Source organism: Planosporangium thailandense, from assembly GCF_011947195.1.
In the GTDB taxonomy this organism is placed as follows: Bacteria; Actinomycetota; Actinomycetes; order Mycobacteriales; family Micromonosporaceae; genus Planosporangium; species Planosporangium thailandense.
In genome coordinates this window covers 12393-32401 of sequence record NZ_JAATVY010000036.1, presented here as the reverse complement: position 1 = coordinate 32401, position 20009 = coordinate 12393, and the positions used below count along the sequence as shown (strand labels likewise).

General features: G+C 68.7%; 13 protein-coding genes and 1 pseudogene. 2 read left to right on the top strand and 12 right to left on the bottom strand.

Annotation, left to right across the window (positions count from 1 at the left end; all coding sequences use genetic code 11):
- Nucleotides 1-487: 487 nt before the first annotated feature.
- From HC031_RS29220 to HC031_RS29205, 4 genes are all read right to left on the bottom strand, one after another.
- Nucleotides 488-2032, bottom strand: a complete 1545-nt coding sequence (locus HC031_RS29220; protein WP_167928670.1) for an AMP-binding protein — start codon at nucleotides 2030-2032, stop codon at nucleotides 488-490.
- A gap of 112 nt (nucleotides 2033-2144) precedes the next feature.
- Nucleotides 2145-3764, bottom strand: a complete 1620-nt coding sequence (locus HC031_RS29215) for an acyl-CoA dehydrogenase family protein (protein ID WP_338090891.1) — start codon at nucleotides 3762-3764, stop codon at nucleotides 2145-2147.
- A gap of 2 nt (nucleotides 3765-3766) precedes the next feature.
- Complete coding sequence (locus HC031_RS29210) at nucleotides 3767-4393, bottom strand: TetR family transcriptional regulator (protein WP_167928668.1); 627 nt, start codon at nucleotides 4391-4393, stop codon at nucleotides 3767-3769.
- A 365-nt stretch (nucleotides 4394-4758) separates the two neighbouring features.
- Nucleotides 4759-5895 carry a septum formation family protein gene (locus HC031_RS29205; RefSeq protein ID WP_205863386.1) on the bottom strand — a complete coding sequence of 379 codons (1137 nt, stop codon included), beginning with the start codon at nucleotides 5893-5895 and terminating at the stop codon, nucleotides 4759-4761.
- 91 nt (nucleotides 5896-5986) lie between these two features.
- On the opposite strand from HC031_RS29205, the gene HC031_RS29200 reads away from it, so the two are divergent.
- Nucleotides 5987-9364, top strand: coding sequence for an outer membrane protein assembly factor BamB family protein (locus tag HC031_RS29200; protein WP_205863385.1), 3378 nt, complete (start codon nucleotides 5987-5989; stop codon nucleotides 9362-9364).
- A gap of 635 nt (nucleotides 9365-9999) precedes the next feature.
- On the opposite strand, the gene HC031_RS29195 is transcribed toward HC031_RS29200, so the two are convergent.
- The 6 genes and pseudogenes from HC031_RS29195 to HC031_RS29170 all read right to left on the bottom strand — a co-directional run bounded on the left by HC031_RS29195 (nucleotide 10000) and on the right by HC031_RS29170 (nucleotide 15829).
- Nucleotides 10000-10575, bottom strand: coding sequence for a TetR/AcrR family transcriptional regulator (locus tag HC031_RS29195; RefSeq protein WP_167928665.1), 576 nt, complete (start codon nucleotides 10573-10575; stop codon nucleotides 10000-10002).
- Nucleotides 10576-10659: 84 nt separating this feature from the next.
- Complete coding sequence (locus HC031_RS29190) at nucleotides 10660-12171, bottom strand: MFS transporter (RefSeq protein WP_205863384.1); 1512 nt, start codon at nucleotides 12169-12171, stop codon at nucleotides 10660-10662.
- Between the two features lie 1003 nt (nucleotides 12172-13174).
- Nucleotides 13175-14098, bottom strand: a complete 924-nt coding sequence (locus tag HC031_RS29185) for an FAD:protein FMN transferase (protein ID WP_167928664.1) — start codon at nucleotides 14096-14098, stop codon at nucleotides 13175-13177.
- 181 nt (nucleotides 14099-14279) lie between these two features.
- Nucleotides 14280-14519, bottom strand: a pseudogene (locus HC031_RS33620) (winged helix-turn-helix domain-containing protein); the annotation flags it as partial.
- Between the two features lies 1 nt (nucleotide 14520).
- Nucleotides 14521-15117: an alpha/beta hydrolase gene (locus HC031_RS29175; RefSeq protein ID WP_167928662.1), complete on the bottom strand. Its 597-nt coding sequence runs from the start codon at nucleotides 15115-15117 to the stop codon at nucleotides 14521-14523.
- A 52-nt stretch (nucleotides 15118-15169) separates the two neighbouring features.
- Entirely contained in the window at nucleotides 15170-15829 is a 660-nt protein-coding gene (locus HC031_RS29170; RefSeq protein WP_167928661.1) for an STAS domain-containing protein, read from the bottom strand.
- Between the two features lie 826 nt (nucleotides 15830-16655).
- Here HC031_RS29170 and HC031_RS29165 point away from each other — a divergent pair.
- Entirely contained in the window at nucleotides 16656-17543 is an 888-nt protein-coding gene (locus HC031_RS29165) for a fructose bisphosphate aldolase (RefSeq protein ID WP_167928660.1), read from the top strand.
- 302 nt (nucleotides 17544-17845) lie between these two features.
- Here HC031_RS29165 and HC031_RS29160 read toward each other — a convergent pair whose 3' ends face one another.
- Both HC031_RS29160 and HC031_RS29155 read right to left on the bottom strand, forming a co-directional pair.
- Complete coding sequence (locus tag HC031_RS29160) at nucleotides 17846-18697, bottom strand: adenylate kinase (RefSeq protein WP_167928659.1); 852 nt, start codon at nucleotides 18695-18697, stop codon at nucleotides 17846-17848.
- An 810-nt stretch (nucleotides 18698-19507) separates the two neighbouring features.
- Entirely contained in the window at nucleotides 19508-19972 is a 465-nt protein-coding gene (locus tag HC031_RS29155) for a YkgB family protein (protein WP_167928658.1), read from the bottom strand.
- Nucleotides 19973-20009: the final 37 nt, after the last annotated feature.

The window sequence follows — 20009 nt, the reverse complement described above, 5'->3', positions numbered from 1 at the left end:
TGAAGCCATCAACCCGTCCTCGCCCCTGGCTGCCGCCGCGGTCGGCGTTCGCCGGGTTCCGGTTTCCGCCTGAGGTGATCGTGGTCGCGGTCCGGTGGTACCTGCGCCCGCTGCGGGCGGGGGTTAGCGGATGAGCACGACGGCCGCGTGCTCCCCGTTTGCTCCCCACGCGTTGAGCCACGGTGCCGCAGGGACGAATGGGGGGAGTGGAACCCAGGCGCGTCCACAGCACTCTCTTGATGCGGATCGCAGTGGGTGGGGATCAGGTCGGTGGGGCGACACTTACCCGGCGCCTACGCCGTCCGGCTGATAGGTGAGTGGCCGGTAGGCACCGGAAGCTCACTCGGAGCGGGGGCAGCGATCAAGGGACGCGGCGGAATATGCGCCGGTGAGCGCGCGTGGCCGGGTCAGGCAGAGCGGTGGCCTCCTCGTTTGGCCGCACGAGGATGCCACCGCGATCGTGCGCGCCGGATCGGTTCGAGTGCCGTCAGGTCGCTTCGGGCGCGCCTGCCTTGCCCAGGTCCTCGCGGATGACGTGCTTGGTGAGCTTGCCCGACGGGTTGCGCGGCAACGCGGGCACAGTGATCGCCTCCCGGGGCAGCTTGTACCGGGCGATCTTGTCGCTCAGGTACTCGCGGATCTCCTCGACGGTGACCTCGGCTCCGTCGGCGCTGACGCAGACGGCGACGACGGTCTCGCCCCACTCCGGGTGCGGCCGGCCGACGACGGCGACGTCGGCGATCCGGGGGTGGCCGCGCAGGGCCTCCTCGACCTCCTGGGAGTGTACGTTCTCCCCGCCGACGATGATCACGTCCTTGAGCCGGTCCACGATGAACAGGTAACCGTCGGCGTCGACGCGGGCCACGTCACCGGTGCGGAACCACGGCCCGGCGAACGACTCCGCCGTCGCCTGCGGGTTGGCGTGGTACCCGACCATCCGGGTGTCCGCGCGCAGCCAGATCTCGCCGACGCCGCCGGGCCCGACGTCCGTTCCGTCGCCGGCGACCACCCGCAGGTCCACTCCGGGCATCCCGCCCCGGCCGATCGACCCGGCCTTGGTCAGCTGCTCCCCGGGGTACAGCGCCGTGCCGACCGGGCCCATCTCGCTCATCCCGTACACCTGGAAGAACCGGTCGGTGCCGTACGCCTCGACCAGCGACCTGGCCACCTGTTCACCCAGCGGCGCCCCACCGTACAGCCACTTGTCCACGCTGGACAGGTCGACGTCGGACAGCGACAGCTTCCCCGCCTTGGCGAGCTGCACCGGCGCGAGGTAGGCGATCGGCGCGCCGAAGAAGGCGGTCACCCGGTGCCGCTCGACGGCGCGGAGGAACCCGGCCGGGTCGTACTCGCGCTGCAGCACCGTGGTGGCGCCCAGAAACACCATGGTCAGCAGCCAGTCGTTGAGCGGCGCGGCGTGCCAGATCGGCATGGAGATGAGGAACCGCTCGTCGCGGGTGAAGCCGAGGGTACTGGTGATCAGCGGGGCGACGGCCGAGATGGTGCGGTGGGTGTGCACGCACCCCTTGGGTGAGCTGGTGGTACCCGAGGTGTAGAGGATCTCCGCGGGCGCCTCGTCGTCGTCGGTGACCGGGCCGGGCACCGGGGTGGCCGCGGCGGTCAGCGCGTCGAAGTCGGGTAGCCCGGCGCTGGCGCGTTCGGTGGTGAACCAGGTGGTGGCGGGGCTCGCCGCCGTGGCGGTGGCGGCTAGGTCGCCGGCGACCACGCCGACTCCTGCGCCGCTGTGCTCGAGCGCGTACCGCGTCTCGGGAACGGTCAGCTTGTGGTTGACCGGTACGAGGATGCCGCCGGCGAACCAGGTACCGAAGGCGGCGACGACGAACCCCGGGGTGTTGAAGGTCATCACGGCCACCCGGTCGCCGGGCCGCAGGCCGGCGTCGAGGAGTACCTGCGCGGCCCGGCGGGCCCGGTCGAGCAGGTCGGCGTACGTGATGCGCTCGTCGTCGGTGACCAGGGCGTCCTTGCCCGGCGCAAGCCGGGCGGCCCGCTCCAGCACGGCGGTCAGGTGCACGGATCAATCCTCCAGTTGGGACGGTGAGCGCGGAAGCAGCCGCTTACGCGAAGGTACGCGGCGACCGGTGGTGTTCCGGTCATCGAGGCCCTTCCATGACGTTCGGTCGAGGTCAGGCGCGGGCGGCGATGGCGGCCAGGTCGAGGGCGGGGTCGAGGGCGCCGTACTCCAGGCTGCGGTCATCGCCGATCCGGGCGGAGACGAAGCCGTCGGCGACGGCGGTCGGTGCCTCCCGGATCACGACGGCGCCCTGCAGGGCCAGTGCCAGCGCCTCGACGACGCGACGGGCCAGGGCCGGGGCGGCGGCCGGGTCGGCTGCGGCGCGGGCGAGGAGCGCACGGGTGGCGGCGACGTGCGCGTCGAAGGCGGCGTACGCGCCGAGCGCGGAAGTGATCTCGCGGTCGACGGCCTCCACCGACTGCGGCTCGCGCGCCATGGCGCGCAGGACGTCGAGAGCGATCACGTTGCCCGACCCTTCCCAGATCGCCATCACCGGCTGTTCGCGGTAGCGGCGGGCCAGTGGGAAGGCCTCGGTGTAGCCGTTGCCGCCCAGGCACTCGAGCGCCTCATAGGCGTGGTTGGGCCCGCGCTTGCATACCCAGTACTTGGCGACCGCGGTCGCCAGCCGGCGGAAAGCGATCGACTCGTCGTCGTCACTGTCGTAGGCGGCTGCCAGCCGCAGGGCCGTCCAGGTGGCGGCCTCGGCCTCCAGTTGCAGGTCCGCGATCACCGCGGTCATCGCGGGCTGGTCGATGAGCAGTGCGCCGAACGCGCTGCGGTGGCGGGTGTGCCACGCCGCCTCGGCGACGGCCTGCCGCATGCCGGCGGCGCTGCCCAGGACGCAGTCCAGCCGGGTCTGGCCGACCATCTCGATGATCGTGCGTACCCCGCGCCCCTCCTCTCCGACGAGCCAGCCGACGGTGCCGTCGAGTTCGATCTCGGACGAGGCGTTGGACCGGTTGCCCAGCTTGTCCTTCAGCCGCTGGATGCGGAACACGTTGCGCGTGCCTCCGGGCAGCACCCGCGGTACGAGGAAACAGGAGAGGCCGCCGGGGGCCTGGGCCAGCACGAGGAAAGCATCGGACTGAGGTGCCGAGCAGAACCATTTGTGCCCGGTGAGGCGGTAGGTGCCAGCGCCGGCGTCGACTGCGTGGGTGGTGTTCGCGCGCACGTCGGAGCCGCCCTGCTTCTCCGTCATCGCCATGCCGAAGATCGCCGACGGCTTGGTGGCCGGGTCGCGTAGCTCCGGGTCGTAAGCGCGGGAGTAGACCCGCGGGAGCCAGACGTCGGCCAGCTCGGGCTGTAACCGCAGCGAGGGGACGACGGCGTGGGTCATGCTCATCGGACAGGCGTGGCCCGGCTCGACCTGGGCGAAGAGCATGAAGGTCGCCGCCCGGGCGACATGCGCGCCGGGGCGGGGATCGGCCCAGCAGCTGGTGTGCGCGCCGTGCGCGACGGCCGCGCCGATGATGCGGTGGTAAGCGGGGTGGAAGTCCACGGCGTCGACCCGGTTACCCCAGCGGTCGTGGCTGGAGAAGACCGGCGGGTTGGTGTTGGCCAGCTCGGCGTCCCGCTGGAAGTCGGCCCGCCCGACCAGGGAGCCGACCTCGCTGAGGTGGTCGGCCGCCCACTGCGCGTCGTACCGCTTGACGGCCTCGGTCAACGCGGGGTTGATCAGATACTCGTTCAGGTCGACCCGCGGAGGTGCCTGGTTGATGACTTCGTGGGTGATGCTCACTGCGTCTCCTCAGCGCCGAGAGCCCGGAAGCAGAACGTCCGGATGCCCTCGACGACGTCGTCGTCTGACGTGGTGGGTTGATCTGCGTCGTCCGGACGGAGCCAGCCGACGAGCGCCTCGGAGATCGCCCCCATCACCGCGGAGGCGGCGAGCGCGACGTCCTGGGCGACGAACGTACAGTCCGCGATGCCGGCACGGATGATCTCCTCGCCCAGTTCCGTGTACGACCGGCGGTAGATCAACCGTTCGGCGTCCACCGCGGGGTCCACCGGCTCGAACAGCAGCGACCAGGCCAACCGGCGACCTTGCAGGGCTCGCCCGGCGAATGTACTGATCAGCGCGTTCAGCCGGTCGGTGGCCCGGCTGCCGGCGCCGGCGACCGCGGCGCGTACCGTCGCGAGTTCGTGGCCGGCGGCACTGCGGAACACTTCGGCCAACAGGTACTCGCGGCTGTCGAAGTAGGAGTAGACCGATCCGACGCTCGCCCCGCACTCGCCTGCGATCGCGGCGACGGTGGCGCCGCCGAAACCCCGCGCGGCGACCAGCGAGCGGGCCGCACGCAGGAAGGACGCGCGCTTGAGCTCCGCGTTGCGCCGGGTGACCTCGGTGGGCCGGTACGGCACGGGACCCTCCTCGCGCGAAGTTTTGAATCTGGGTTCAAACCATTGTTGAAGAAGTGAACCATGGTTCAACGTATCTGACAAGGGGGTGACCTGGGCTTTTATGCGGCGCGTTCGTACTCGGTGATCACCCCGCCGAGGACGGGTCTGCGCCGGATCCGCTCGTGAGTCGGGACGGCGGCGGGGACGGGCCGGTCGGATCGTGGCCGCCGCATGCCGATTACCCGAATGCAAAGACCCGCGGGACCCTCCGTTTCGTCGGTCTTCGCCCACGGGTGGACGTTCCCGCCGGCGAAGGGCGGTATCGGCGGTGACGTCCCGGTCCAGTGACGCGGAGGAGTTCTCAGGTTGAAGCAGCCACGTGAGCCTTATTGCGTCGGCAGGCCCACCAAGCCGCCGCCTTTCATCGATCTCGTCACTCCGGGGGCGTAGAACCAGAGGAAGCACCAGATACCGCGCTCGCCCAGGACCCCGTACTCGGTGCCGAGCGGTATCCCGAGCAGATCGACCCGGTTGTGCATGGCGCCGGCATCGCTCGTTCCGAGGAATGCCGCGTTCACCGGGCGACATGCCTTCGCGGCTACCGCCTCCGCGCCGGCTTCGGTCGCCGGGTAGGGGATGCCGTCGGGAATGGTCGCGATGCCGGTGAACTCCGCATCATGCTGGACCGTGCAGTCAGCGCGGGTGACGCCTTTGTGGACGTCATTCGTGATCGCTGTGCCGCCGGTGAGGTCAGCGACGTCGCCGCATCCGATCTCGTCCGGTCGACTTCCAGCCAGGCCGCCCCGCGCGCTGCCGGTAACGATATAGGGCGGGATCGGCCCGGGCGCGCCAGCGGTGATCAGATCGCAACGGTACCAGCGCGCGCCCGCCGCCCAGTGCGCCGGCTGGGGCGGGGTGACGACCAGTCGCAGCCGTCCGGTCCGCCAGTCATCACCGAGGAACTCCCGCGCGTGCGGCAGGCACTCCTCGTACGCACCGCGCAGCGCGGCACCCGCCGGCGGCGCGCCCGCAGCCGCCTCGGCGCCGGTGAACCTGCCGACGTGCACGGTCTCGACCATGTGTTCCTTGACGCAGTCGACCGGTTGGCGTGGAACGCCGATGGTGGTCGGATCGTAGACCGACGTCAGCCAGTAGCATGCGTGCTCGGCCGGCAGCGGTACCTCCGCCGCCGGAAACGCCGGCCAGTTGTTGGTGAGATCGCCGTCGACGCCGGCCGGCCGAGCACACGCGGTGAGCGCCAAGGCACCTATCAGTGCACCGACCAGCGGTAGGCTCCGCCGCACGTTTCCTCCCTGGTCCCGGATCTTCCGGGCAGAGGGTAGCCGCCCACGGGGCAACCGGCTGTACCTCGTCCGGCCAGCCTCGACGTGCCCTAACGGCCGTTTGCCCGCCGCGTAGCCGAGGACGCACGTAGAGCGTCGAGCAGGCTCCGGCTGCACTGACTGGACACAGAAATCACGACACTTGAGCTCGCGCCAACAAGGCCTCGAGTCAGGAATCATCCGGGCTGACAGTGCCGGCCCCTATTGTTCCCCAAGATCGTAAAGAGCAAGGCATCGAATACAGCACTATGCGCCGACATTTATGTCCTAGATGGACGGCCATGGGCGTATAAGGAAGTCAGCCGATCGGCAGCCACGGGACCACCTGAGTTCGTTATCGGGTGTCAGTTCGGATGGCATCGAATCTCGATCATCCATTAGCATCCGGCAATGCCCGTGCGTACCGGGTCGGCCCCATACAGTGAGGGTGCTCCACGGCCGGTCGCCCGGCAGCGGCGACGTCGTCAGTGACCCCGGAGGACCCATGGCACGACCTCGCCGCGCGGGAATCCTGTTCGTTACCATCACGCTCACCGTGGCACTGCTGTCCGGATATCCGATACGGCAAGCAGCCGCTGCGCCATCGGCCAAGGTAACAACCACCGACGCCCCCGCCCTTACGTCCACAGGCGCCGACAGCCTCGCCCTGTTCTGGCGCGACACTCGCAGCCACCGTCTGTCGCATGAGGACTTCCGTAACGCGGGATGGACCCAGCCGGGGTCGCTCGGCGGCGGGCTGCGAACTGGACCCGCAGCGGCCACGGACACGGCGACCGGCCAGACCTTGGTCGCGGCCGTCGGTGACGACGGCGAACTCATTGTTCGTGCGTTCACCGGCGGCAAGTGGCGTGGCTGGTCGTCGATGGACCGCCGTACCAGCTGGGCACCTGCAGTGGCGAACCTCGGAGGAGGCTCATTCGCCGTCGTGGTCCACGGCACCGACGACCGGGCCTACCTGCGGACCCTTCGTAACGGCCGGTGGAGTTCCTGGACCAAACTCGCCGGCCGCCCGGTACTGGGCGCTCCGGCCGCCGCCGGACGGCCCGACGGGTCGCTCGTCGTCGCCGTAGCCGGTACCGACCGGGCTATCCGAACTGCCACGGTATCTGTCAGCGGCAAGCAGTCGGCGTGGTCGGCGCCCGTCGGCGTCGTCGGGGCACAGAGCCGCGGCCTGAGCCTGGCAATCGAGCCGGACACCGGCACCTGGCACCTGGCGGTCCGTAACGACGACGAGACGGCGTCCGTGCGCGCCTACCAGCCCGCGACGGATAACTGGGGCGAGTGGCGCAATCTTGGTGGGAAGCTGGCTTCCGGGCCGGCGATCGCCGCCTCCGGCCGGGGACATCTCGACCTCGTCGCGTTCGGCGCCGACGGGAAACTCATCCAGGACAGCGCAGTCCAGGATCAGTGGACAGGCTTCGACCCGGTAGCGCCATTGACGGTGCCGAAGACCACCAAGGTACTTCCGGCTGGCGCGGTGGCCTCCGTCGCCGGGGAGCCCGGCGCCTCGCAGACGGTCACTCTTGCCAAGCAGACCCCGGTGCCGGCGGTTGGCGACGTCCTCGTCTCGGATGTCAGCACGGCTACCCCGTACGGTCTGCTGGTTAAGGTGGTCTCCGTGACGGTCGCCACCGACGGCACCAAGACGGTGAACACGCAGCCGGCGCAGCTGTCGGATGCGGTCACCAACGCCAGCATCAACGCACCGGTCACGTTGTCCGCCGCCGATGTCCTGCCCACGGGTGGCGCAGCCGCACCCCGATCGACGCAGCCGCACGCCGCGGCCGCAGCGTCACCGGTCATCCAGGCGATCAGCAAGAGCTTTGCCTGCTCGGGGTCGGTCGCCAGCATCTCCGGCTCGGTTTCGATCTCAGCGGACCTCCTCCTCTACGCCCGCTGGGGCCTGACCGGCGGTCTGCAGTTCGCCCAGTTCACCGGCGCCATCGGCGAAGACGCGCACCTCGGCGTATCGATCGGCGGTCAAGCGACGTGCGCGCTGTCGCCCATGCCGCTGCTTGCCAAACCGATCATGTTCAGACCAATCACGTTCACCGTGGGGATTGTGCCCGTGGTGATCGTGCCGCAGCTTCAGCTGTACCTGGACGCGTCCGGCACCGTGCGGGCCGCCGTCACGACCGACGCGCACCAGAGTCTGTCCGCCACCGCAGGGCTGGTCTACAGCAGTGGCTCCACCCGACCGGTCGCGCGGCTAGCGAACACGTTCGACTACACGCCGCCCACGTGGTCCGAGCGCGCTTCCGTGCAGGCCGACGTGTCCCCGAAGTTCTCGTTCCTGCTCTACGGCGTCACCGGCCCGACTCTGGACACCCGCGTCTACATCCGGTTCGACGCCGACTCGGCCGCTCGGCCCGCATGGACCCTGCGGGCCGGGTTCACCGCCGGCGCCCAACTGTCCCTGCCCGTGTACCACAACTTCGCCGTCGGCATCAGTGCCATCATCCAGTTCGAAAAAATCATCGCGCAGGGCACAACCGGCCCCGGGCCTGGCCCAGGTCCTGCTCCGACAGACTGGCCACAGAAGCAGTACGGGCCGGACCGGTCCGGAGTCAACCCTGCTGACACCACCATCAACGCGTCCAACGCCGCCGGCCTGCAGCAGGCATGGGCGTACTCGGCCCCGGATGTCGTGGCACCTCGAACACCCGTTGCCGCGGGCGGGAGCGTTTTCGAGCCCGTCCAGACGACCGGACTCGGCGGCCGGCTCGTCGCCCTGAGCCTCGCCACCGGAGCAGTGCTATGGCAGCAGACGCTGGACGGGATGCCCGGCAGTTCAGCCGCCGTCGCCGGCCACACCGTCGTCGTGCAGACCAGCCACACCCTTTACGGATTCGACACCGCCACCGGAGCTCCCCAGTGGACAACGTCGCTGGCCCTGCCAAGCTGTCAGCCACCTGCCCCGGCCGTCGTCGCGGACACCGTGTACGTGGCCACCGGATCCGGGGTGGCCGCCGTGTCGGCGACAACCGGTTCGACGCAGTGGCAGACCACCTTCCCCGGGGTGTGCGCGGGATCGCCGGCAATATCTGGCGGAAAGCTATTCGTCGTCAGCAGGCCATACCCGAACGGACAGGTCAACGCCCTGGACGCGGCAACCGGAGCCATCGTGTGGAGTCATGAGTTCACCGATCCACTCGACGGGGACGTTTCCGTCGGACATGGGATGGTGTACGTGACGACGCAGTACGCGCAGACGGCGATGACCGCTCTTGACCAGAGCAGTGGTGCTGTACGGTGGCAACAGCCGGTCACCGGATTCATGAAGACACCGACCATTACGGCGAATGCGATCCTCGTCGGCGGTGGCGAGGCCTCTGGGATTCAGTCTTCCTCCATCGCGGTCAACCCGACCACCGGCGCGACGATCTGGAACCAGCAGTACCCCAACATCCTCAGCACCGGGGACATCGCCGTCGCCAACGGCCTTGGTTTCGTCGGCACCGATGGTGGAACTCTCGGCATCTTCCGCGTGGACACCGGCACCCTTGTCGCTCAAATCAAGGTTGGGCCGGGAGCGACCAACTACTACAGCCCGATCATCAGTTCGGGTACGGTTCTCGTTCCCTTCCCCGGCATTGTGGGGAACTCGCCTCCGGTCCCTGCCCGTTTCGTTGCATACCGCTTACCCTGAACCAATCCTCAGACTGGAGTCGACCAGCCAGGTTGGTGTCCGGATGTGGCCTGCTCTAGGACAAGCTGCAACGCCCTGTTGCCTGGCTGGCGGGAAGTTTCTCGGCCGCCGAGACGGACGACGATAGAACCAGCCCCCGCGCGTCCACGTGCGAGGGCTGGTTCTATCGCACCTGCCGACGTCTGCTGCAGTGACGTGTGTGACTGATGTCGGCATTATCCCCCCGCGTGGACCCACGGAGGCGGACGATGCCATGAGTCGGGGCGATCCTGCCGATGCCCTCGATATGGGACGGTCACCCGGTTCGGTGGCAGCAACAATCGTCAGCGCGGCGCGTTTCCTGCAGGAGCTCATGGCGGAGGTCCGCACGTTCATCGCGCGAGTGCTCACCCCTGCGCCCTCGCCGCATTAGGCGGCGGCCGGAGCCGTGGGCATCAGAACCGACCCCGTGCCTGCCTTGGACAGCGTCACTCTGCCCTGACGTCCCCAATGTCCGACGTGGACCCGCAGCCGGACACGTCGTTGGGAAGGTCCATGTCAGCGGCGGCCGCCTGTGACTCCGGGCGCTCCAGGATCTGCCGGCCGATGGTCATCCAGTTCAGCGCGGGAGTGGTGCGTCCATGCGCCGCGAGGGTTCAGTGCCGAGGCGGCAGCAGCTCCAGCAGCAGTGAGGTCAGCTCGTCGGCGTCGAGGTCCGGCAGTCGGTCGAACGCGCCGGAGGCCCGGGCGGTGAGTACGCCGATGAACGCGGCGGTGAGTACCTCGGCCTTCTCCTGCGGCCGGTCCACCCCGTCAGCGGCCAGCCGGGCGACCAGCGGGCCGACGATCCGGCTGTGCAGCTCCGCCCGCGACGCGGCCTGCGCCTGCGGATCGCCGTGCGGCTGGACCGCGACCTGGTAGATCGGGCTGGGTCCGCGGCTGATGGCGCGGTCGACGAGGTGGCGCATCCGGATCGGGTCGAGGATGTCCACGGGCACGTCGTCGCCCATCTCCTCGTGCAGCACGGCGATGTACAGCTGCGCCTTGCCGCCGAAGTAGCGGGCGATCATGGCGGCGTCCACGCCGGCCCGCTCCCCGATGTCCCTGATGGTGGCGTGGTCGTAGCCCCGCTCGGCGAACAGTTCGGCCGCGGCCTTCAACAGCGCGGCCCGGGTCCGGTCCGCGTCCCGGCGCCGCCGCGTGGAGGCCGCGTCGCCGCGCGAGTCACTCATGCCGACCCCTCGCCGCGCCCGGATTCGTCATGAGGCCCCGGCGCGCTGAGCCCGTTGATTCGCTCGCTGCGATCGCGCATGGGGTCATCTTGGCAGCGCGGCGGTGCGGTCGGTGTTGTCTTCGTCGCCGGGGAGCGCGTCGGCGATGCTCTCGTCGGCGAGGAGCTGCTCGTCCACCACCGGACCCGCCGGTTGTCGGCGCTGGGGCGGGAGCAGTACGCCGGCGACCAGGCTCATCAGCCACAAGGTCGCCCCGAGGAGGGCGGCGACGGTGTACCCGGAGGCGGACGGGTAGCGGTGCCCGTCCGGGGTGTGCGCGGCGAGCATCGCGGCGCTCAGTGCGCTGCCGGTGGCGTAACCGACGTAGCGCAGCACCTGGTTGAAGCTCATCGCGCTGCCGGTCTCCTGAGCCGGTACGGCCCGAGTGATCATGCCGGGCATGACCGCGAACACAGTTCCCACCGCCAGTCCGACCACGGCCATCACGACCACCAGCTCCCCGATGTTGTGTCGGAGGAGTCCGAAGAGCACCATGCCCGCGATGGCGAGTGCGGACGCGGCCGGGATCAGTAGCAGGCCGCCGCCGCGGGATACCAGTACCGGCGTGATCCGACTCGCCGCGAAGCTGCCGGCGGAGAACGGCAGCAGCACGAGACCGGCGACGACGACTGAGCCGCCGAGCCCACCGGCCGTACCGGCAGGGGTCTGCACGTACTGCACCACCAAGGAGATCAGCAGGTACATGCCGAGCCCGGCGAGCACCGCGGTGACGTCCGCCGCCAGTACCCCGCGATGGCGCAGCAGCCGCAGGTCCACCAGCGGCCGCCGGTGGCGCACCTCGTACCCGGCCCAGGCCGCCGTCGCCACGACCGTGACGACGATCGCCACCACCGAGTGCGGCGAGAACCAGCCCCAGGCGTTGCCCTCGCTGATCCACAGGACCAGGGCCGCCAGTCCGGCGCCGAGGAGCACCGCACCGGGCACATCCAGCCCGGCCGTGGACAGGTGACGCGAGGACGGCACGACCCACCCCGCGGTGAGCAGCGCCACGAGACTGACCACCGCTCCGAACCAGTACGCCAGGTGCAGCCCGCCGTACTCGGCGATCATGGCGGTGACCGGATACCCGAGGCCCACCCCGGCGACCGTGGTGATGGACAGCATGGCCATGGTGGGTCGTGCCCGGTGCGGCGGCAGCGAGTCCCGGGCCGTCGCGATCGTCAGCGGTGTGAGGCCCAGCCCGGCGCCCTGCAACCCCCGGCCGATGAGCAGGGCGGCGAACCCAGTCGGCAGCGCGGCCAGCGCGCTACCCGCCGCGACCAGTACCAGCCCCGCGAGCATCACCCTGCGCCGTGCCGGGCCGTCACCCAGCCGACCCATGATCGGCGTCGCGACCGCGCCGACCAGCAGCGTGATCGTCAGAGACCACTGGGCATCCGTCAGCGAGACGCCGTAGGCCGCGGCGATCGTCGGGATCAGCGGCGCGCCGAGGCTGCTCACCACCGCGACCACGAGGCCCATGAAGATCAGTGTGGGTACCAGCCCGCGCGTCGAGCGCCCCTGCGACGTGGGCATCTCCTCCCGTAACGTCGTCATGCCGCCCGTGCTCCTCACTGTCCGGGCGCGGTCACCCGTACCCGGCCCACAAGTCATCGGATGATGTCATCACCTGATGACTACCGTAGGCGCCAACTGAGTACCGCGCGGTCGGCGGTGGTCAAGGTCACCTCCCGGAGACGCCGGGCAGTACCACGCATGGCTGTTCACCGCCGCGACCGCCGTCTGCCCAGACCGGGCCGCCCAGGCAGCCGACCCAGCCCGACGGTCGGATCCTGGCAGGCCCCCTGCGGCGGGAGCCGTCCCCTTGGCGCGGCGTGGGCCGGGTGGCAGTCGGGCTTGTTCCGTCCTGGTACTGACTGTTAACCGGTCGGTCAGCCTGGAAGTCGCCGCCAGGGCCGTCAATCGGCCGCACGTGGCAGGCCCGGTTCCATCGACTCCCACTCGTAGAGCATTGCGCCGGCTGCGGGATCGATATTCACCCGTAGGCCTGCCGTGCGTAGCCGATGGCAGGACAGGCACAGGTCTCCGTGGTGATTGCGGAGCGTCGCAACTCCACGATCGCCATGACCTGTGCCTGCTTTGCCGCCGGATTCCACCGCCGCGCCTATCTGCGCAGACTCTAAATGCGATGACGGGACCATGGCGCGGACATCTTTATCGTTGTTCGTCAGGTAAGCGTGCGTGGCGCGCCGCGGTCGGTGGCTGCACCTTGACCGGCGACAAGGTGCAAACTCATGTGGGGGGTATGTCAGGTGTGGCCCGATGCCCTCACTCATCCACGATCGCCGCCCGGCGTCACCGCCCGCCGAGATTATTCAACGGGCTCGAGACCTCGGCCCCAGCATGGGTTCAACACGTCCCCCCGTCCCACAACGCAACGGCGCCTCTGGCCATAGTGCGGGCCCAATCCTGGTCACAGGGCGGCTCGCGCCACGGCACCTCCTGCGTTGGTTGCGCGTAGGCCTGATAGGAAGTTGCAAGGTCACCGACTGTTCAGCCGAGCGACCCCGGGTGACCGGTGGATCCGTCCGAGATCCGGTTACCCGGTCTCGTCCGCCGGCCAGCGCCCTACGGTGACCACCTCGCCGTCCGCGGCCATCAACCGGGCGGACACCCCGAGGTCACGAAGCCAGTCCGGAGCGGCGTGACCGCGTGCCAGTGCGGCCATGCTGAGCGTCCTGGCGTAGGCGCACTGGAACGCGCCGACCAACACGGAGCGCCACACCGGTGCGGCCGACCGGCTGGTCGCCGGATAGAGGGTGTTGGTCAGCGTCCCGCCGCCCCCGCGCCACTGCCGGCTGACCACACTGGAGGTGGCCATCGCGGTGGAGGGCAGCCGGACCGGGACGCCCGGGCCAACTGGACCGGCCCGTACCAGGGTCCGCCAGCCGCCGGCCGGCGCGTCCCCGGCGGTGGCGATGTCACCACCGATACCGACCAGTACCCCGATCTCAAAACGTTTGTAGATCAACCACGCGCAGCGGTCGGCGGCGTGGGCCCGTGCTATGGCTTTCAGGTCCAGCAGCGCCCCGGCGGGCACGGTGATCTCTCGCCCGTTGCGCCGGATGCTTCGCCAGTCCGGCGCCGACGGCGTCCGCCCGACGATCCCACGGCCTCGCGGCGGCACTCCGAACAGTTCCCGATCCTGCCCCCGCAGCACGTCGTCGGAGGTCGGATCGACATCACCGTCGCTGCGCCGGGCCTCCCGCAGTGAAACCGCCACCAGCTCCGCCAGCAGCGGACTCACCTGTATCGGTTGGCCGTGTGCCCGTTGTAGCGCGCGCACCTCCGAATCGGAGCAGACCTGGTTGCACGCGCCCTCGATGGCAGCTACCTGGTCGATGACCAGGTCCTGCGCGTCGACGAGCCGCTCCGGCGAGGTGACGATCAGGTGAGCGACCGTGTCCCACACCGGCAACTCGGTGGTGCCGGACCTGTCCGGCAGAAACTCCCGAGACGGCACGGCGCTTGCGCCCCTCCAGATGGTGTACGGAGACCTCCGGTCGGCCGAGTCCGTAATGCACTTCGCCTGGCGCGCCTCATTCTGCGTATACATGAGCATTCTCCTTCATTTCCTTGGTGACTTTCTTGAATCCGATGTTCCCGGTGTCACACGTCCAACCTCGGGTTGGCGGTCCGTGTGTTGGCGCGGCGACATGGCCGGCCTTGGCATTGATGTGGATCATCGGCTCGCGCCCGTCGTCGACCTGCATACGCAGGTACGAGATGTACAGGTCGATGACGTTGGCCTGACCGCCGAAGTCGTAGTTGTAGACCCGCTCGAGAATCTGGGCGTTGCAGAGCGGACTTTTTGGGCTGCCTAGGCGGAAGCGCAGCAGCTCGTACCCGGTCGCGGTCAGCATGATCAGCTCGCCTGTACGGTTCTCAGGCGGCGAGGGCTGCGCGCAGGGCCGCTGTCGTCCGGAAGGAGAGCAGCACGTGCGCGGCCAGGGTGGGGCCGTCGCGTTTGTCGGCCATGAGCATCATTTCGTCGGCCATGTCAGCGCCGGCGGGGTCAGCCGCGAGGGCGATGCGGGTGCCGTCGAGGGCGTGTTCGTCACCGTGTTCGGCGACCCATGCGGTGGCGGCGTAGTTCTCCTCGATCGCCACCGGGTACCGGGCTGTTGGCGACAGGCTGTAGTCCACGACGACGATCGCGGCCTGTAGGTCAGTCGCGAGTTTGCTGGCCAGGCGGCGGGTGCGGGCGTTGCCGAACACCGCGCTGTGGCCGTGGATGTACATGACGACGGGTACTGGTGCGGTCGTGTCGCCCGGCCGGAAGATTCGCAGCCAGGTCTGGCCCACCGGGCCGCCGGGTACGGTGAGGTCCCGGACGTCGACAAGGGCTGCGAGGTCGATCGGCCGCACTTTGTCAGCGGTCTTGCGACGCAGGGCAGGACCGCGGTGCGGTAGGGACGCAGGCGTCGGGGCGGCCCCGGTGGCGGCGGGCTGCGGCGTGGGTCGGACCGTGGTCGTGGTCATGGTGGTCTCCTCTGAGAAAGAGCGCCGAGCGATCCGGATTGATCGTTTGCGGTCAGGTGGATGACACGCGAACGGGTTGGGGGTTTGGGGTACGACGCCGTCGATCTGTGTGACGGGTCGAGATTGGGGTCCTGGGCTGGCGCACGTACCCGGTCTGGTGTGGCGGGGACGTGCGCATGACGGAGCCGGCGGTCTGCCGTGGTTGCCGGTCGGGGCGTGCGTCGACAACAGCGTCAATGCGCGGGGCCGGCACTGGCCCGCTGCCGGCGCCCGTGCCGGTGTTGGCCGGCGGGGTGCGATCGGCGGACACCCCGAACTCTTCGAGCAGCCCGGCTATCTCCAGCACCTTGTGCACGTTGGGCTGCGGGTTGGTAACGGCGATCGCGCAATCCGTCTGCCGCGCCGCGATGGCGAATTTCAGCAGGGCAGTGATACCGGATGGGTCCAGGAACGTCACGTCGGCCAGATCGACGCCGATGTGAATCGGGCGATAGGTGTGCAGTATGTGGATGAGTGTGTCGCGCAGGCCGTCGGCCGTCAGGATGTCTATCTCGCCGGCGATGGCGAGGCGGATCGTCTGCTGGTCTTGAATCGTCGGCTCGGCGCCCAGCGCGGAAATCTCAAGAAGGGTGATGTCACCATTCGATCTGAAATACAAAGGGAATCGATCAGGCGTGTGCCCTGGTGCGGGTCGGGTCATGGTCGTGGACACGCGGGTCTCCTTACTGGAAGAGTTGCGAATGGGCGACCCGGTCACCGACGCCGAAATCCCGTAAGTCGGGACCTGTTGCTTCGACCGTGCCGGCGGCTCGAAACCGTTGGTCGGGGTTCTCGGATCAAATCTCGTGGTCACATGAAAATCATGCGAGGGCGAGGGGCGCCCAGGCATGTGTCATATGACCGCATTGAAGACGCGCACTCACCGTGCCGTATCCGCCACCTGACTACGGTTAGTGGCGGACTCATGGTCACCTGAAGATCTCTCAGGAATGACGTGCGCGCCGTTGCGTCGGCTTGGGAGCGCAGGAAGTCGGCCCAGGTGATGGAGGCGCGCTCTGGCGCTGGGTCGATCCCGGTTTCCTTCAAGATCTCCCATACGGTGGACGCAGCCACCCTTACCCCGAGGGCCAGCATTTCGCCGTGCAGGCACCCGTACCCTCAGCTGGGGTTTTCCGGGCTAGGCGCAGTACCAGGGGGCGGATGGAACGAACCGTCCGTGGCCGGCCCGGGCGCTTGGGTCGGGAGATGGCCTCGTGGCGGCGAGCGGTCAGATCGCGGTGCCAGCGCAACACCGTGTCGGGGCGCGCCAGTAGCCGCACTCGGCGCAGCACGTCGCGCGGCAGCCGGTGCGGCAGGGTTGCGAGGAACGCTCGGTCGGCCGAACCGTGGCTTCGCGGTGCCCAGTTGGCGTTGCCGCCTCGGTAGCCGGCGCAGTATCGCGAACGGGTTCGTCGCACCCAGGTATGCCAGTCGCCTCGCCCTGCGCCATCAGATCACCGTGCAGGCAGCCGGGCCGGCGCTGGTGTCAGGATTGGGGTATGAACCAGGAGCAACGGTCAAAGATCGCGTACGGCCGCGGTTTCCTTGCCGCCCTGGACCAAAGCGGCGGCAGCACCTCGAAGGCGCTGGCGCAGTACGGGGTTACCGAGTCGGGCTACGCGACCGAGGACGAGATGTTCGACCTCATGCACGAGTTCCGGTCGCGGATCATCACTTCGCCGGCATTCAACGGCGATCGCATCCTCGGCGCGATCCTGTTCGAGCAGACCATCGACCGGGACGTGGCCGGCACGGCCACCCCGCGGTACCTGTGGGAGCACAAGCAGGTCGTCCCGTTCGTCAAGGTGGACGAGGGGCTTGCCGACGAGAAGGATGGCGTGCGGCTGATGAAGCCGTTCACCAAGCTGGATGACCTGCTGGCGCGGGCCATGCGCCGGCGTGTGTTCGGCACGAAGATGCGCTCGTTCATCGCCCGGGCCGACCCGGCCGGTATCAACGCCGTGCTCGATCAACAGTTCGGCTACGCCGAGCGGATCCTCGACGCCGGCCTCATGCCGATCATCGAGCCTGAAGTTGACATCCACAGCGACGAGAAGCGGTCGGCCGAGCAGCTGCTGCGGCAGGGCATCCTCGAGCGCCTGTCGGCACTGCCGGATGGGCGGCAGGTGATGCTCAAGCTGTCCATCCCGACCGAGGACGACTTCTACGCTGAGCTGATCGAACATCCCAAGGTCCTGCGCGTGGTCGCCTTGTCCGGCGGCTATTCCCAGCACGATGCCGACGTCCGGCTCGTGCGCAACCACGGCCTGATCGCCAGCTTCTCTCGAGCGCTGACCCAGGATCTGCGGCGCCAGCAAACCGACGAAGAGTTCAACCAGACGCTCGACACCGCCATCGCAGGCATCTACCGCGCCTCGACCACGTGAGGGACTGGAATCAAACGGTGTAGCCGGCCGCCCTACCGATCGTCCGTGATCGGGTATGCGCTCATGCCGCCGACCGTGCGATGGCTGGGTTGTCCGGACGTGCTGATGACAGTGAGTTCGGTGCGCTCGGCGTGCCGGCGAGACGGGTCCGAAGTGTACGCAAAGCGTGGGTGCTTTGGCGGTCGTTATCGGGTCGTGCGTTCGGTGGCAGGCCGGCCTGGGCGTGTCCAGCGGCGACGTCGATGTCCGGGACGAACCAGTGCATGCCGCGCGGTGGCACCTGTCCTGATCGCGCGGGGACGTCACGGGTGTCGCCGATGGCGGGACATCAGACTGGCGCGATGGTATGTGTCGGGGCATGGCCGAACTCGGCGCCGAGCCTCGGTGCGGTCGACCGGCCGGCACAGCGCTTCGGGCACGCGGTCGACCAGCGGGCGCATCACCTCAAGCGCGGCGATGATCTCCCTGTACACCTGCTCGGCGGGGCGCATCGCGTTGACTGACATCAGGATGCCGCGCTGGGCATACCACGCGATGACCGGTTGCATCACCTGGTGGTAGAGCTCCAGCCGATGCCGGATGACCTTGTCGGTGTCATCGGAGCGGTGCTCGAGGCCGGTCCGGGCCAGCAGCCGCCGCATCAGTTCCTCGTCCTCGGCCTGCAGATGCAGCGCGACGTCCGCGGTCATCCCCAGCTCCAGAGCGATCTCGTGCGCCGCCCGTGCCTGGTCCATGGTGCGTGGCACTCCGTCGAGCACGTACCCGCCGCCAGCCGCCTTGGCGGCGACGAACGCCCGGCGGACCAGGTCCAGCACGATCTCGTCGGGCACCAGTTCCCCGCGGCCGAGGTGACCCTGAATGGCACGGCCGATTTCTGTGCGCCGGGCGACGTGATCGCGTAGCAGGTCACCCGTCGCGATGTGCGGGATGTCGAGTTGGGCGGCGACCAGCGCACTCTGCGTTCCCTTGCCCGCACCCGGCGGTCCGATCATCAGGATCCGCATCTTCAGGGCCAGGGGCTTGGCCGTGGCTGTGGTGCCAGGCGCCGGCGCGGGTCGGGTAACGGACATGGCTGTCATCAGAAACTCCCAGATCAGACACGGGGGACTCTTGTCGGGGGGATACGGCGCATTCGGATCGGCCGCGGCCCCCACAAGAAATCGTGGGACGGCGAGTAGCCCTCGGGCATGTGTCAGATGACCGCATTGGAAACGCGCGGCAGCCCGGGCCTCGCCGGTTCGGCAGGGGCGCGGACGACGATGGGGCAGGTGCCTGCAGATCGAGAATCGGCTACTCAGGGACACCATGTCCCCGCAGAACATGGAGGTCCTCGCGCGGTGACCGCTCCGAACTCTTCCTGGTCAATCCATCAGGGTCTTTCCGGCTAACGCGATCAGGTCGGTCTGCCGGTGGGATCACGGGCTGTAGTGGATCTGCTGGGACGCACAGACGAGCGCAGCCCGGCCGGCCCTGGGTGGCTGCTGCGCGGCGACCCGGGCGTGGGAAAGACCGCGTTGCTGGACGCGGCGGCGGTGTGGGCCGGATCGGCCGGTAGGCGGGTGCTGCGGGCATCTGGCGTGGAGTTCGAAGCCGAGATCAACTTCTCCGCGTTGCACCAGCCGCTCTACCAACTGCGCGACCGTACTGACCGGCTCGCTGCCCATCATCGCGACGTCCTCGGTCAGGTCTTCGGTCTGGCGCCGAGACGACGAGCGGCCGAGTCCGGTGATGATGACTGCCGACGACCACTAACCGTGTCGAGTCCTCACCTGAACCGCTGGACGCCATGCCCAACCCGCGCACGTCGAAGGCCGCCCATTTCACGCCAAGACGCCGTAGCGGCAACGGTTTCCCAGCCATGGCACATTGATCGAGGTTCACCTTCAAGCTCAAGGCAGGAGGTTGGCGGCGCAGCAGCCCAGTCAGGGCAACGGCCGGTCGCCCAGCGCCCGGCCGGTGGATAATCAACGCCGGGTGGCCCGCAGCGAATCGGCAGCTGTCAGGAGCGAGGCCCCTAGCAATACGGCGTCTTTCAACAGGAACTGCCCTGTGATAGAAGGGGTCCACATCTTCTGACCTTCCTGCCGAGCCTCCGGCGTCGTGGCCAGGAAACTGAGCGTGGTGAGGAACGTACCCACGGCCCCGAAACTACCGACCGCCGACGCTTTAGGCGCGAAGGGTTTCGCGGCGATCAGCGAGCCCAAGGTCATCTCCGTAACGCCGATGAGCCGCGCGAGCTTGTGCGCGCCCAACTTCTGGCGGAGCGTCGAGAAGAGCGGGCTCGAGGCGACCAGGGGCTCGATGTTGTCGACCTCGTACGGCTTGAATTTGAGCGCGCCGATCCACAGCAGGTTCATCACCAGCGCGGAGCGCAGGACCGAAAAGCCCACGGCAGCCAGTTCATCGGCCGGTTCGTGTCGTGCGCGCATGTTCCCCATCCCCTTTGGCGCCGCGTTGCCGGTTGAC

What these genes read in the sequence shown, in the direction of transcription:
- HC031_RS29205 (WP_205863386.1), bottom strand. Translation starts at nt 5,895, where the DNA reads ATGATTCCTGACTCGAGGCCTTGTTGGCGCGAGCTCAAGTGTCGTGAT.
- HC031_RS29200 (WP_205863385.1), top strand. Translation starts at nt 5,987, where the DNA reads ATGGACGGCCATGGGCGTATAAGGAAGTCAGCCGATCGGCAGCCACGG.
- HC031_RS29195 (WP_167928665.1), bottom strand. Translation starts at nt 10,575, where the DNA reads ATGAGTGACTCGCGCGGCGACGCGGCCTCCACGCGGCGGCGCCGGGAC.
- HC031_RS29190 (WP_205863384.1), bottom strand. Translation starts at nt 12,171, where the DNA reads ATGACGACGTTACGGGAGGAGATGCCCACGTCGCAGGGGCGCTCGACG.
- HC031_RS29175 (WP_167928662.1), bottom strand. Translation starts at nt 15,117, where the DNA reads ATGACCACGACCACGGTCCGACCCACGCCGCAGCCCGCCGCCACCGGG.
- HC031_RS29165 (WP_167928660.1), top strand. Translation starts at nt 16,656, where the DNA reads ATGAACCAGGAGCAACGGTCAAAGATCGCGTACGGCCGCGGTTTCCTT.
- HC031_RS29155 (WP_167928658.1), bottom strand. Translation starts at nt 19,972, where the DNA reads ATGCGCGCACGACACGAACCGGCCGATGAACTGGCTGCCGTGGGCTTT.